Origin of the sequence: Flavobacterium petrolei (assembly GCF_003314435.2) — a bacterium.
Classification (GTDB): Bacteria; Bacteroidota; Bacteroidia; order Flavobacteriales; family Flavobacteriaceae; genus Flavobacterium; species Flavobacterium petrolei.
In genome coordinates, this window is the sequence record NZ_QNVY02000002.1 from 347,449 (window position 1) to 360,981 (window position 13,533).

The 13,533-nt window shown below is 34.1% G+C and carries 13 protein-coding genes; all 13 read right to left on the reverse strand.

Features of this window, described 5'->3' with window-relative positions; translation table 11 throughout:
• Positions 1-23 precede the first annotated feature (23 nt).
• The 13 genes from DR871_RS08050 to DR871_RS08110 all read right to left on the reverse strand — a co-directional run bounded on the left by DR871_RS08050 (position 24) and on the right by DR871_RS08110 (position 13,481).
• Positions 24-1,070, reverse strand: a complete 1,047-nt coding sequence (locus tag DR871_RS08050; protein ID WP_113665757.1) for an alkaline phosphatase D family protein — start codon at positions 1,068-1,070, stop codon at positions 24-26.
• Between the two features lie 145 nt (positions 1,071-1,215).
• Positions 1,216-2,430 (reverse strand): ATP-grasp domain-containing protein, encoded by a 1,215-nt coding sequence (locus DR871_RS08055; RefSeq protein WP_113665756.1) that lies wholly within the window; start codon positions 2,428-2,430, stop codon positions 1,216-1,218.
• Between the two features lie 3 nt (positions 2,431-2,433).
• Positions 2,434-3,867: a leucyl aminopeptidase family protein gene (locus tag DR871_RS08060; RefSeq protein ID WP_113665755.1), complete on the reverse strand. Its 1,434-nt coding sequence runs from the start codon at positions 3,865-3,867 to the stop codon at positions 2,434-2,436.
• Between the two features lie 84 nt (positions 3,868-3,951).
• Positions 3,952-5,097 (reverse strand): alpha/beta hydrolase, encoded by a 1,146-nt coding sequence (locus tag DR871_RS08065; protein WP_317125678.1) that lies wholly within the window; start codon positions 5,095-5,097, stop codon positions 3,952-3,954.
• 127 nt (positions 5,098-5,224) lie between these two features.
• Positions 5,225-5,830 (reverse strand): bifunctional phosphoribosyl-AMP cyclohydrolase/phosphoribosyl-ATP diphosphatase HisIE, encoded by a 606-nt coding sequence (hisIE, locus tag DR871_RS08070; RefSeq protein WP_113665754.1) that lies wholly within the window; start codon positions 5,828-5,830, stop codon positions 5,225-5,227.
• Positions 5,831-5,928: 98 nt separating this feature from the next.
• Positions 5,929-6,684 carry an imidazole glycerol phosphate synthase subunit HisF gene (gene hisF, locus DR871_RS08075; RefSeq protein ID WP_113665753.1) on the reverse strand — a complete coding sequence of 252 codons (756 nt, stop codon included), beginning with the start codon at positions 6,682-6,684 and terminating at the stop codon, positions 5,929-5,931.
• A gap of 98 nt (positions 6,685-6,782) precedes the next feature.
• Positions 6,783-7,508: a 1-(5-phosphoribosyl)-5-[(5-phosphoribosylamino)methylideneamino]imidazole-4-carboxamide isomerase gene (gene hisA / locus DR871_RS08080; protein ID WP_113665752.1), complete on the reverse strand. Its 726-nt coding sequence runs from the start codon at positions 7,506-7,508 to the stop codon at positions 6,783-6,785.
• 99 nt (positions 7,509-7,607) lie between these two features.
• Complete coding sequence (gene hisH / locus DR871_RS08085; protein ID WP_113665751.1) at positions 7,608-8,195, reverse strand: imidazole glycerol phosphate synthase subunit HisH; 588 nt, start codon at positions 8,193-8,195, stop codon at positions 7,608-7,610.
• 77 nt (positions 8,196-8,272) lie between these two features.
• On the reverse strand, positions 8,273-9,409 hold the full coding sequence (hisB, locus tag DR871_RS08090; protein ID WP_113665750.1) for a bifunctional histidinol-phosphatase/imidazoleglycerol-phosphate dehydratase HisB: 1,137 nt from the start codon (positions 9,407-9,409) through the stop codon (positions 8,273-8,275).
• Between the two features lie 24 nt (positions 9,410-9,433).
• A complete protein-coding gene (hisC, locus tag DR871_RS08095; protein WP_113665749.1) occupies positions 9,434-10,483 on the reverse strand; it encodes a histidinol-phosphate transaminase in 1,050 nt (349 codons plus the stop codon).
• Positions 10,473-11,765 (reverse strand): histidinol dehydrogenase, encoded by a 1,293-nt coding sequence (gene hisD, locus DR871_RS08100; protein WP_113665748.1) that lies wholly within the window; start codon positions 11,763-11,765, stop codon positions 10,473-10,475. The genes hisC and hisD overlap by 11 nt, the downstream gene beginning before the upstream one ends.
• 77 nt (positions 11,766-11,842) lie before the next feature.
• A complete protein-coding gene (hisG, locus tag DR871_RS08105) occupies positions 11,843-12,700 on the reverse strand; it encodes an ATP phosphoribosyltransferase (protein WP_113666051.1) in 858 nt (285 codons plus the stop codon).
• 277 nt (positions 12,701-12,977) lie between these two features.
• On the reverse strand, positions 12,978-13,481 hold the full coding sequence (locus DR871_RS08110) for a hypothetical protein (protein ID WP_113665747.1): 504 nt from the start codon (positions 13,479-13,481) through the stop codon (positions 12,978-12,980).
• Positions 13,482-13,533: the final 52 nt, after the last annotated feature.

Sequence of the window (13,533 nt, forward strand, 5' to 3'; positions counted from 1 at the left end):
TTTAGAAATAAACTTCCTGAAATTTATTTTCCTGGATAAATTTGGGCATATTCTTGCAACAGCTTATTATCTTTTCCTCTAATTTGCATGATTACCTTGTTGTTTTCAAAATCAAACTTCAACAACCCAAAATTAATATCTTTGATAACTTCTCCTTTCATATAAGGATTTTCTTCACCTGAAAAAGAAGCGTAGGTATGCGTTAATCCGCTTGAAGTAAAATCAATTAAAGGATACGACAAACCAATTACCTTTTTAGAAGAAAATGTAGCAATATGGCGGTCGCCGGAAATTATAAAAGTACCTTTAGCTTTGGTAGAAACAATCAATTGCTCCAATTTTTCTATCTCATGAGGAAAATTCCCCCAAGCTTCAAAACCGTGTTTATCGGAAAGAAATTGAATACTGCTGACAATTACATTAAATTGTGCATCAGAAGTTTGAAGTTCTTTTTCCAACCATTTCCATTGTGCATTTCCTAACACCGTTCCTTCACCGTATTTATTGGGTTCAAAACGTTTTTTAGAATCGGTGGCTTTTGTCAATTTAGTTCTAAAAAAACGGGAATCCAATACAATTATTTTGACTTTATTTCCATTTACTGCAATAGTTTTGGCAGTATAAACGCCATCTCTTTTTCGCTCAGGATCACTTTTTGGAGTGCCTAAAAAATCCAACAAAAGCTGTTGACTTTCTCTTTTAAAAGGATATTCTTCTCCGCCGTCATTTGCACCAAAATCGTGATCGTCCCAAGTTCCAAGAACGATTTTGTTTTTTATAAATTTGAGATAATCAGCATCCTGTTTCTGAATTTCATAATTTTTTTTAAGAACCTGCATATCCTCAGTATCCGAATAGACATTATCACCGCCCCAAATCCAAACGGACGGATGATTTTCATCTATCGCTGACCAAAGTTCATTCTTAATTTTCTGGTCGTCGCATGAACCGAAAGCAACCGTTAAGAAAGTATTTTGAAACGGTTTTTCAGTTATAATAGTGGATTTTGTATCCTGCGTTTTGCAACCAATAAAGGCAAAAAAACCAAAAATAAAAAGTATTTTTTTCATGTGGTATTTTTATAAAATATTTCTAAATTCTAAATTTGCTACGAAGATATAAAAATCAGTTCAGTTCAACTTTAAGTAAAGTTTAATAAAAAAGCGACTATTCTTATGGAAATAGTCGCTTTTCTTATAGATTTTAAACCAAAAATTAATGAAGGTTTGTCACTTTACTTTGTTCAACTACAGCGGTAAAATCATTTGCTAAACGATTCCCATAATCCTCTAGCAATTCTAAAACTCTTTCTTGTTTATCTGATTTGACAATAAGACCCGCATGATATTCTAGTGGAACTTTAAAACAAACTTCCGGATCTGAAAACGATGCTAAATTAGGATGTTGGAATTTTGACAATGTCAAAACGATACCTGCATATCCTTTTTTTACTTTTGGTAACATGTATTTAGATTCTTTGACCAATCCATTTTCAATTGCTGCCCATTCTTTCCATAAATTGATATTGGAAGCTTCAGCAACCATTTCGGCCAAATGCGCTCCTCCTACTCTTGAGGATGTTTCCAAAAAGTAAATCTGACCATCATCATTACTTTTTATAAACTCCGTATGCGCAGCACCATGTTTCAAGCCAAAGCCTTTCATCACTTGCTCATTTAGTTTTTTTATCGCTTTGTCATCATCAGAATTGTATTTGACATTAGCAGAGCGGAAAACACCGCCTCCTTGTGAAATTTCCATTGGTGTTGCCAAATATTTTGATGTTAAACTAAAGATTACTTTACTTTCCGAAATCAAACTATCGCAATGATATACATCGCCTGGTTTAAATTGTTCGATTAAATATTTGAATCTGTTATTCCCCATTTCATTGATATGAATCCACAAACTCTCTTTATCAAACACTTTTATAATCCCGGATGCCGATGCTTCAGAGCGTGGTTTCAGAACCCATGGAGCCGGAATTGTATCCGCAAAAGTGTTGATGTCATGATCATTAAATAACGAACAAAAAGCCGGAATAGGAATTCCACAACTTTTAGCTCTCATTCGCATGGCCAGTTTATCTCTAAAATAACGTCCCGTAGTTTGTCCCATTCCATCAATACGAAGATTTTCCCTGAGATACGTAGCTTTTTCAACATCATAATCGTCCAAAGCTACAATGGCATCAATTTTTGTTGACTTCATAAAATTACCAACACCTAACAACAGATGTTCTAAATTCCAATCGACATCCTGCCCTTCCATATAAAAAATCTCATCAATATATTGATGTGGCCATGGTTTATCCCTCAGTTTTTCGCTCGTCACTAAATAGACTTTGTTGCCTGACTTTTTTAAATTAATTAAAAAATCGGACCCTTTGAAATAATTTGAAATACAAAGAAACGTTTTAGAATTTTCCATAGATTATAAATTTTCAATGAATTTAGTTAATAAATGGACACCAAATGCTGTTGCATGCTTACTTTTAGCAAATTCATCATCGCCAAATGCTACTCCAGCCACATCCAAATGTGCCCAAGCTTTATGTTCTTGCGTAAAATATTCTAAAAATTTAGCCGCACTTATGGCTCCAGCAACCGCTTTTCCACTAAAATTCTTAACATCGGCAATATCACTTTCTATATCGGATTTATATACATCCCAAAGCGGTAATGGCCATAAACGCTCTCCAATTGCATCTCCGTTTTCTTGTAGTTTCTTAGCCATTTCTTCGTTATTGGTAAACAAAGCACCGCATTCAAAACCAAGAGTAGCCACGCTGCTTCCCGTCAATGTAGCAATATCAACAATGTATTCCGGTTCGAAATTTTTAATCAAATAGGACAATCCATCAGCTAAAACTAGTCGGCCTTCAGCATCTGTATCGATTATTTCTATAGAATGTCCGCTGTAACTGTGAATTACATCACTTGGCAAAAATGATTTTGCGTCCACAGCATTTTCGGCACAAGGTACAATTGCGGTTACTTTTACAGGTAATTGCAAATCAGCAATTAGTTGCATCGCACCAAAAACAGCGCCGCCACCAGCCATATCACACTTCATGTGAAGCATTCCTGCCGTTTTGATATTCAATCCTCCAGTATCAAAAGTGATTCCTTTTCCTACCAATCCAACATGTTTTAGATGTGGGACTTCTTGTTTAGGAGTGTAATTCATGATAATGAACTGAGGCTCATTTTCACTTCCTTTTCCAACCGCTAAAAAAGCACCCAATCCAACTATTTTTGAAGCATCGTAGCCCAGAACTTCAACTTCAAAACCATATTGATCTCCTGTTTCTTTAGCCCATTTTGCTAAATATTTTGGATTAACAGTATTAGGCGGCAAATCGACTAAGCTGTAGGTTGCTAATTGTGCTTTGGCAATTTTAATTCCTTTTTTGGCTGCAGCCAAATGATCTTTTTCTGAAATCAAACTCAAATTAAAATCGGGTTCTATAAATGGATGTGTTTTTTTGTCTAATTTAAAATGACCTAAATCATAAGTACCCAAAAGCAAACCTGAAACCATAGCTTCAATCTGGTTTTCTACGAATTCCTGCGGTATAACTAAAGCTACATTCGAACTGAAATTATCTTTTTGTTTCGATGAAATGCGGCGAAAAGTAGTTTTCAAAGATTTATAATCTATAGTTTTTCCTAATCCAATGAAGAGATATGTATTATCATTTTCTTCAGCTAAATAGTGAGAATCTTTTTTTCCATAAAAAACTTTAGAAGAAATTTCCAAACCATTGAATGTAATGGGAACAATACTTTTTGAGTAGGTTTCAAAAACTGGAATCAAAATTGTGCCTGAAAAATTATCTGAATTTGTAATTGTCGTTGTTGTCATTTTCTTGTTTTTTTATAGCTAACTGATTAAATGCAATAGCATTGCCTGATACTTTTTTTGTTTTATATTCAATAAATCACTTCTCTACGGATTTTTTGTATTAAAAAATAACCATTCAATGGCTTTAGGAAATTCATCACTCCAATAGGTTTCACTATGTTTTCCTTGCCTGTTTATACTTAAATTAATGTTCGAGTTTTCTTTCACAAATTCACTTGAAATCAAATCATTCTGAAACTTATTTACATGCTCAATCATGGTTTTACTTTCATCACCGCCAGCATATAAATACACTTTGGTATCAGCAGTATTCGCTTTCTTTGGGTCAATTTTTAATTCGGGAACAACCCACAATGACGGGGAAAAAATCATTAATTTTCCATACACTTCAGGATTTCTCAACCCACTAAAAATGCTCACTAATCCACCCATCGAGCTTCCTCCAATTCCTGTGAATTCTCGTTCTTTTTTGGTTCTAAAATGACTGTCTACATAGGGTTTTAATGTGTCCGTTACAAAGCGAATGTATTTCTTGCCTTGCCCTTTTCCCAAAACTGTTTTCCCAACATTGTATTCTTTTATGCGATCTTCTTCGGCGTGTTCTATTGCAATTATTATAATTTTTCCAATTTTATACTCGGACATAACTGCCAATTTCTTATCAATTTCCCAATTGCCAAATTCAGCAGTTTCATTGAATAAATTTTGGGCATCCTGTAAATACATCACCGGATAACTTTCACTTGAATTGTCATAATCATGTGGTAAAAGTGCCCAAATTTTTCTGGTTTTGTTGAGTTGCGGAATCTCAAATTCATCAGATATCAACTGTACTTGTGGCAAAAAAGATTGTTTAAAGGGAAGCCAGTTTCTTCTCCATCTCGCAACGTGTTCGTTTTGAATTCCGGTATGCGCTATTGTGGAGCGATTTTCGGTTCGATTTCCATGGCTGTCAATCTCTACTTCACTCCAATCCCCTTTTGAAAATTTATATAAAAGCTCAGCTGGGTAATCAAAATCGTGCGAAAATTTATAATGATACGAACTGTTTCCTATTTTCTCCATCAGAAAATCTTTGTCCTGTGTGCGCCAATTATTAAAATTTCCAGAAATATAAACCGGTCGCGCATCATCTTCATCAGTAGTCATTATTATATGCAGTCCGGTATTTATTGTGGAATTGTTTAAATCAGGGTTAAATGTGGTATTATCTGAATTCATTACTTGCATGCGCTACTTTAATTTTTTTTTTAATAATAGTAAATATAGTGGATTGCATTTGGAAATAAAAGAAAAAAGGAAACCCAATAGCGAATCAATTTTGCTATTGGGTTTTTATAAATGAAATTTAAATATACTAATTTTTCTTTTGGCGGCTTTTCAAAACTTCAACAACATCATCTAGTTTGAAACCTTTGGCTTGCAGCAAGATAAGATAGTGAAAAAGTAAATCGGCACTTTCGCCCAAGAATAAATCGTCGTTGTCATCTTTTGCCTCGATTACGACTTCTATCGCTTCCTCGCCTACTTTTTGGGCAATTTTGTTCATGCCTAATTTAAATAAGGAAGCCACGTAACTTTTTTCAGAATCCGCATTTTCTCTTCGAAGTTGGATGGTATCTTCTAAATCTGAAATAAAACCATATTTTCCTTTATTTTCGCCATTCCAGCACGTATCAGTTCCTTTGTGACATGTTGGCCCTTCTGGTTTAACCTGAATCAACAACGTATCATTATCGCAGTCGTTTTTAATGTCAATCAGATTCAAAAAGTTGCCGCTTTCCTCGCCTTTTGTCCAAAGTCTTTGTTTGGTGCGACTATAAAAAGTTACTTTTTTAGTATCAACCGTTTTTTGATATGCTTCAGCATTCATGAAACCCAACATCAAAACCGTTTTGGTTTCGCTGTCCTGAATGATGGCTGGTATTAATCCGTCTGTATTTTTTGAGAAATCTATGTTCATATTTTTTAAGTATTAAGTCGTAAATATTAAGTCGTAAGTACTAAGTTGTAAAATATTAAGTAGTTTAACCTTAATAATTCATACTTAAAACTTATTACTTAAATACGTACTTCGATATTGTTATTTTTAAGGGCTATTTTTAATGTCTTGATTTCAATTTCTTTAAAATGAAATACGCTCGCGGCCAATGCTGCATCTGCTTTTCCATCTAAAAAAGTATCTACAAAATGCTGTATGTTTCCCGCACCACCGGAAGCAATTATGGGAATATTTACTAATTCCGAAAGTCTAGCCAAAGCTTCATTAGCAAATCCGTTTTTAGTTCCGTCATTATCCATTGATGTGAATAAGATCTCGCCTGCTCCACGTTCTTCGACCTCCTTTGCCCAATCAAATAAATTCAATTCGGTAGGTACTTTTCCGCCCACCAAATGAACAATCCATTGTCCATCGATTTGTTTAGCATCAATCGCAACAACTACACATTGGCTTCCAAATTTCTGTGCCAGATCATTAATCAACTGCGGGTTTTTGACTGCTGATGAATTAATGGAAACTTTATCAGCCCCGTTTTGCAACAAAACTTCCACATCTTTTACAGATGAAATTCCACCACCAACAGTAAACGGAATATTAATAGTTGAAGCGACTTTACGTACCAAATCAACTAAGGTTTTTCTTCTTTCTTCCGTTGCCGAAATATCCAAAAAAACCAATTCATCAGCACCTTCATCCGAATATATTTTGGCTAATTCTACGGGATCGCCGGCGTCACGCAAATCTACAAAATTTACACCTTTGACGGTACGTCCGTTTTTTATATCTAGACAAGGGATAATTCTTTTAGTAAGCATAATTTTGTTTTTACAAAGAGATTCACAAAAGTAACGCAGAGGTACACAAAATTTTTAGAGAATCTTTGTGTTTTCTTTTTGTGACTTTGTGAAATAATCTATTTATTTAAAATATAGTTTTCAAGCTGTTTCAATGAAATTCGTCCTTCGTAAATTGCTTTTCCGATTATCGTTCCTTCACAACCTAATTCAGCTAGTTTTGGCAATTCGTCAAAAGTAGAAATTCCTCCTGAAGCAATCAATTTTATGCCCTTGGCTTCCGCCAAAATTTTAGCGTATAAATCAAAAGATGGTCCTTCAAGCATACCGTCTTTGGCAATATCCGTACTAATAACGTACTGAATTCCTTTGCTTTGATAATCCTGTATAAAAGGAATCAAATCTTCGTTTGAATCTTCCAACCAACCTGAAACAGCTACTTTTTCATTATTAGCATCTGCTCCCAAAATGATTTTATCACAACCATATTCTGCAATCCATTTTTCGAATAGTTCTCTGTTTTTAACGGCAATACTTCCACCGGTAATTTGATTGGCGCCACTTTCGAACGCAATCTTTAAATCGGAATCGGATTTTAATCCACCACCAAAATCAATTTTCAATTTGGTTAGAGTAGCTATTTGCTCCAGTATTTTATAATTCACAATCTGGCTTGATTTGGCTCCGTCTAAATCAACCAAATGCAAGTATTCAATTCCGTGTGCTTCAAATGACTTTGCCACTTCCAGCGGATTTTCATTGTAGATGATTTTGGTACTGTAATCTCCTTTTGACAAGCGTACACATTTTCCTTCTATGATATCTATTGCGGGTATTATTCTCATTTATTTATAATTTAAAGATTTAAAAATTGAATTATTTAAAGATTGACATTGTTAGTTAAAGAAATTTTTGACTCTCTAATTTTTCAATCTTTGAATTTTTCAATCCTTTAATTTTAAGAAATTTGCCAAAATTTGTTCTCCAATATCGCCACTTTTTTCTGGGTGAAATTGTGTTCCATAGAAATTATCTTTCTGTAAAGCTGAAGCATATTCAACTTCATAATCAGTTTTAGCAATGGCTTCTGGGCAATTAGGAGCATAAAAACTATGCACTAAATACATGTATTCATTTTCAGAAATTCCGTTAAATAAATCCGATTTCAAATTGTAAATTTGGTTCCATCCCATCTGTGGCACTTTAACTTTTGGCGTGAATTTGATCACATCAACATCAAAAATTCCTAATCCTGTGGTATTCCCTTCCTCTGATTTGTTGCACATCAATTGCATACCCAAACAGATTCCCAAAACGGGTTGTTTCAAGGTTGGAATTAACACATCAAGACCGCTGTCAATAAGCATTTTCATTGCAAAACTAGCCTCACCAACACCCGGAAATATTACCCGGTCAGCAGCCTTAATTTCTGTCCAATCGTTACTCAAAACAGCCTCAAAACCTAACCTTTCAATAGCGAATTTTATGCTTTGAATATTTCCTGCGCCGTAATTTATGATTACTATTTTCATTTCTTTTTAACCATTAAGAAATTAAGTTTTATTAAGGATTAAACACTTAACAATTCATAATTTATAATTCATAATTTTTACAACATTCCCTTCGTACTTGGCAAAATCATCTTTTCCGTATCCCTTTTTACGGCTACTTTTATAGCTTTTGCAAAAGCTTTAAAAATGGCTTCTATCTTGTGATGCTCGTTCGTTCCTTCTGCTTTTATGTTGATGTTTGCTTTGGCTCCATCCGAGAATGATTTAAAGAAATGATAAAACATCTCTGTTGGCATTTTTCCAACCATTTCGCGTTTAAATTCGGTTTCCCAAACTAGCCAGTTTCTACCTCCAAAATCAATAGCCACTTGCGCTAAACAATCGTCCATTGGTAAACAAAAACCATAACGTTCTATTCCTAATTTATTCCCTAATGCTTTCGCAAAAACTTCTCCAAGTGCAATCGCTGTATCTTCAATTGTGTGGTGTTCATCGACTTCTAAATCACCTTTTACAAGAATTTCCATGTCCATTTGTCCGTGACGCGCGATTTGGTCCAGCATGTGATCAAAGAAAGCAATACCTGTTTCAATTTTGCTTTTTCCTGTTCCATCAAGGTTTAAATTAATGAAAATATCAGTTTCATTCGTTTTTCTAGAAATGGTTGCAGAGCGTTCCTCTAATTTCAAAAACTCGTAAATGGTTTTCCAATCAGTAGTTTGCAAGGCAATAACCGAATCCAATTCGTGTCTTTTAGACGATATTTCATCACCTCCCAAAGCTTCATCTTTGTTAATGAAAATCGCTTTTGAACCTAAGTTTTTGGCTAATTCTACATCCGTTATTCGGTCTCCAATGACGAATGAATTCTCTAAATCATATTCTGGATTATTAAGATATTTGGTCAACATAGCAGTACCAGGTTTGCGAGTTGGCACATTTTCGTGTGGAAATGTTTTGTCAATTAAAACTTCTTTGAAAACAACACCTTCATTTTCAAAAGCTTTCATGATCAAATTGTGAACCGGCCAAAAGTTAATTTCCGGGTGAGAATCAGTTCCCAAACCATCTTGATTGGTTACCATTACCAATTCAAAATCCAATTCTTTAGCTATTTTTCCAAGATATTGAAAAGCGTTTGGATAGAATTCTAATTTATCAAAGCTGTCTAATTGGTAATCATGTGGTTCTAAAACCATGGTTCCGTCACGGTCTATAAAAAGTATTTTTTTCATTAAAAAAAGTTTAAAGTTTAAGGTTTAAAGTTGCTTTAACACCTCAATTAATTTCATATTTTCTTGTTCAGTTCCAACAGTAAAACGCAAACAATTATCGCATAATGGTTGGGTGGTGCGGTTCCGGATTACAATTCCTTTTGCAATCAATTCAGCGTATCTTTTATTAGCATCATCTACTTTTACCAAAATAAAATTAGCTTCGGTTGGATAAATTTTTTCAACAAATTTAACATCAAGTAATACTTTAAGTAATTCTTCTCTTTGTGTAATAATAGAGTTGATTTCAAATTTTATTTTTTTCAGATTGTCCAACCGTTCCAAAGCTCTTTTCTGAGTCAATTCATTCACATTATATGGTGGTTTAATTTTATTTAAAACAGAAATTACTTCTGCAGAGGCATAACAAATTCCCAATCTAATACCTGCTAAACCATATGCCTTTGATAGTGTTTGGGTAATTACCAAATTTGGATATTCATCTAATTCATTGATCCAACTTTCTTTCTTTGAAAAGTCAATATAGGCTTCGTCAATCACCACTAATCCTTTGAAATTTTGCAAAAGATACGCCACACTTTCATCTGAAAAGGAGTTTCCGGTAGGATTATTTGGAGAACACAAAAAGATGATTTTAGTGTTTTCATCAACAGCCTCCATGATTTTTTCAATTTGCGGTTGAAAGTCTTGTGAAAGCAATACTTCTTTGTTTTCTACAGCATTAATATTAGCTAAAACGCCATACATTCCATAGGTTGGTGGCAAAGTAACTACATTGTCCGTTTTTGGTTCGCAAAAAGCTCTAAATAACAAATCTAACACTTCATCACTTCCGTTTCCTAGCAAAATTTGATTTGTTTTGACGTTTCTTTGTTTAGCCAAAACTTCTTTCACACTCAATTGTTGTGGATCCGGATACCTGTTCACACCATTTTCAAATGGATTTTCATTGGCATCCAAAAAAATCATATCAGCTGTATCAAAATCCTCAAATTCATCACGAGCCGAAGAATAGGGTTTCATTTCCTTAACGTTTTCTCTGACCAAATTATTTATATCGAAATTATTTTCCATCTTCAATCGCTTTTAATCGTAATGTAACTGCATTTTTGTGTGCTTGTAATCCTTCAGCTTCTGCCATAATTTCGATAGCTCTACCGATATTTTGTATGCCTTTTTGAGTTATTTTTTGAAAAGTCATCGCTTTGTTAAAACTATCCAGATTTACACCGCTGTAATTCTTTGCATAACCATTTGTTGGCAATGTATGGTTGGTTCCGGAAGCATAATCACCTGCACTTTCAGGGGTATAATTCCCTATGAATACCGAACCTGCGTTTTGAACGCCATTGCTATAAAAATCATCAAATTCCGAACAAATAATAAAATGTTCTGGTCCATATTCATTAATTAAATTCAAAGCAATTTTGTCATTTTCAACAAAAATTAACTTTGAATTCGCAATCGCTTTTTCTGCAATGGCTTTTCTTGGTAAAGCTTCCATTTGCATTTGAATTTCAGTCTCTACAGCATCGATTAATTTTTTGGAAGTAGAAACTAAAATAACCTGACTGTCCGCTCCGTGTTCCGCTTGTGATAACAAATCTGAAGCTACAAAAGCCGGAACTGCAGTATCATCAGCAACAATCAGTAATTCCGATGGACCAGCCGGCATATCGATTGCGACACCAAATTGTGTAGCTAATTGTTTTGCCACAGTCACAAATTGATTTCCGGGACCAAAGATTTTATATACTTTGGGAATCGTTTCTGTTCCAAAAGTCATTCCTGCAATCGCCTGAATTCCTCCAACTTTTAATATTTTTGTCACACCACATAAATTTGCAACATACAAAATTGCAGGATTTACAACTCCATTTTTATCGGGTGGCGAACATAGAACAATTTCGTTACAGCCTGCAATTTCTGCAGGAACAGCAAGCATCAATACTGTAGAAAATAATGGAGCAGTTCCGCCAGGAATATACAATCCTATTTTTTGAATAGGTCTTTTTTCCTGCCAGCAGTTCACTCCTTCAATTGTTTCTACGACAACTCTATCAGTTTTTTGCGCAATATGGAATTTTGAAATATTAGATTTGGCTAATTTGATAGCTTCTTTCAACTCTGGGGAAACGGAAGCAATTGCCAAATCAATTTCGGCTTTAGAAACTTCAATGGTATCGATTTTGGCGCCATCAAAAAGCGACGTGTATTTTGCAACAGCAACATCACCTTTCTTTTGAACTTCACTAAAAATTTCTTTTACAGTGGCTTCAATGTCGTCAATAGTTTTGGTAGGACGCTCTAAAATTGAGGACCAAGATTCTGCTTTTGGATTGTATATTTTATTCATTTTTAATTTTATTCAAAGATTAAATAATAGAATTATTCGTTTTTAAACTCATAATCCATAACTCACAATTTAAAATCTTATAGCACCATTTTCTCAATTGGGCAAATTAAAATACCTTCTGCACCCGCTTCTTTCAATTGATCAATAACATCCCAGAAAGTATCTTTATCGATTACAGAGTGAACACTGCTCCATCCCTCTTGTGCCAATGGCAAAACCGTTAAACTTCGTAATACAGGAAGAATTTTACCAACTGCTTCAATTTTATCATTTGGGACATTCATCAAAATGTATTTTGATTTTCTTGCTCTTAAAACAGATTCGATTCTGAATTTTAACGTATCAATAATTTTTTGAGATTCAGGACTTACTTTTGGAGAAACAGCTAAAACCGCTTCACTTTTAAAAATAACTTCAACCTCTTTTAGATTATTCTTGAATAAAGTACTTCCACTGGAAACAATATCAACAATAGCATCGGCAAGACCAATGTTTGGAGCAATTTCTACCGAACCTGAAATTTGGTGAATGTCGACTGTTACGCCTTTTGAATTAAAAAAATCAAGCACTGTTTTAGGGTATGAAGTCGCAATACGCATACCATTTAAATCTTGAACAGATTTGTAATCAAATGCTTTTGGGACAGCAACAGATACTTTACATTTTGAAAAACCTAATTTTTGAATTACTTCAATATCCTCGCCTTTTTCGACTAAAAGATTATCCCCAACGATAGCAATATCTACAACTCCATCAATCAAATATTGAGGAATATCCGAATTTCTTAAATATAAAACCTCTAACGGGAAGTTGGATGCTTCGGCTTTTAATTGGTCGATTCCGTTATCTATTGAAATACCTGCATCTTTTAAAATTTGAATGCTGTCTTCGTTTAAACGTCCTGATTTTTGAATTGCAATTTTTAATGTACTCATTTTGTCTTTTTTGTTTTTGTTTTTGTTTAAAATAATTTGATTGAGTACAAATATTGGGTAATAAAAAACCCGTTTGATGTACTCAAACGGGTTTTTAGAATATGATGATTTACACACATACCATTAACACATCGCTTGAGAGCAATAATGAAAATGATGATGATGTAATTGTATTGTAAACATGTGTTTTATTTTTCTCTGCAAATATAAAAGCTTTTTTAATTAAAAAGCAATTAATACTTTAACTTAATATAGTTTTTTTGTTAAAATACTTTTTTTATTCCTTTTCCTCCTCCTTTGTAGGGCTAATTTGCTCTGCATTACTGCCTACTGCGGTACTGTCGGTTCTAATTTCAGTGTGACGAACTTCTCCACCTGTTGTACCTGTTTGTTGTGCAAAAAACACGGCGATTATTGCAACTACTGTCGCGATATAAGAAACAAGCTTTGCTTTTGGTTTGTTTTTCAAATTAGAATAGAGACCAAATAGCGATGTAATTGCCAACGCATATAAAACAATTGCTAATTTTTCGGCCATTTCTTCGTGTTCATGAATAATTGCTTTTCCTATTCCAGGGAAATCTTCCACCATTTCCTCTGCTCCTTCGCCAGTAGACATGCTAAAAAAGCCAAAAACAGCTGCAATGACAAATAATACATAAGCTGTATTTTGTACGGACTTGTTCTTGAGTACTAATCCTGCGATTAAAATTCCGAGTCCAAGAATTGTTCCAATAATTGGAAAATGGTTTACAACCATGTGTAAATGGGCATCATTCATAATTTTTTATTTAAAGTTAAATTGTATTTAATATTCCCTACTATGTTAATTT

Coding starts and splice junctions, on each gene's coding strand:
- hisH (WP_113665751.1), bottom strand. CDS start 8,195: ATGAAAATAGTAATCATAAATTACGGCGCAGGAAATATTCAAAGCATA.
- hisF (WP_113665753.1), bottom strand. CDS start 6,684: ATGCTTACTAAAAGAATTATCCCTTGTCTAGATATAAAAAACGGACGT.
- DR871_RS08055 (WP_113665756.1), bottom strand. CDS start 2,430: ATGGAAAATTCTAAAACGTTTCTTTGTATTTCAAATTATTTCAAAGGG.
- hisG (WP_113666051.1), bottom strand. CDS start 12,700: ATGAGTACATTAAAAATTGCAATTCAAAAATCAGGACGTTTAAACGAA.
- DR871_RS08060 (WP_113665755.1), bottom strand. CDS start 3,867: ATGACAACAACGACAATTACAAATTCAGATAATTTTTCAGGCACAATT.
- DR871_RS08065 (WP_317125678.1), bottom strand. CDS start 5,097: ATGCAAGTAATGAATTCAGATAATACCACATTTAACCCTGATTTAAAC.
- hisIE (WP_113665754.1), bottom strand. CDS start 5,830: ATGAACATAGATTTCTCAAAAAATACAGACGGATTAATACCAGCCATC.
- hisA (WP_113665752.1), bottom strand. CDS start 7,508: ATGAGAATAATACCCGCAATAGATATCATAGAAGGAAAATGTGTACGC.
- hisD (WP_113665748.1), bottom strand. CDS start 11,765: ATGAATAAAATATACAATCCAAAAGCAGAATCTTGGTCCTCAATTTTA.
- DR871_RS08050 (WP_113665757.1), bottom strand. CDS start 1,070: ATGAAAAAAATACTTTTTATTTTTGGTTTTTTTGCCTTTATTGGTTGC.
- hisC (WP_113665749.1), bottom strand. CDS start 10,483: ATGGAAAATAATTTCGATATAAATAATTTGGTCAGAGAAAACGTTAAG.
- hisB (WP_113665750.1), bottom strand. CDS start 9,409: ATGAAAAAAATACTTTTTATAGACCGTGACGGAACCATGGTTTTAGAA.
- DR871_RS08110 (WP_113665747.1), bottom strand. CDS start 13,481: ATGAATGATGCCCATTTACACATGGTTGTAAACCATTTTCCAATTATT.